Source organism: Rossellomorea aquimaris, assembly GCF_001877785.1.
In the GTDB taxonomy this organism is placed as follows: domain Bacteria; phylum Bacillota; class Bacilli; order Bacillales; family Bacillaceae_B; genus Rossellomorea; species Rossellomorea aquimaris_A.
Map to the genome: position 1 here is coordinate 1 of NZ_MINN01000063.1, position 312 is coordinate 312.

Consider the following 312-nt stretch of genomic DNA (forward strand, 5'->3'; position numbering starts at 1 on the left):
ATGTCCTACTCTCACAGGGGGAGAGCCCCCAACTACCATCGGCGCTGAAGAGCTTAACTTCCGTGTTCGGCATGGGAACGGGTGTGACCTCTTCGCCATAATCACCAGACGAATATTTAATTGAAGGATTTGTTCCTTCAAAACTAGATAAAGGATTGATGTCAAGAATACCGGTATCGTATAACCCAGCTCCGGCGGCTAGAGACTCGAGGTCATTTCCGTGTCAGTCAGCTGAGGGAAGAACGCCCTCTTCTGCCTGCCCCGAAAATGCTTGTCGTCTCTGAACGAGCCGCCTCCGCTTTTTCGTTTGGT

1 rRNA gene is annotated in these 312 nt (G+C 51.0%); it reads right to left on the reverse strand.

Going from position 1 to position 312, the window contains the following annotated elements:
* A 5S ribosomal RNA gene (gene rrf, locus BHE18_RS02430) occupies positions 1–109 on the reverse strand; the annotation flags it as partial.
* Positions 110–312 lie beyond the last annotated feature (203 nt).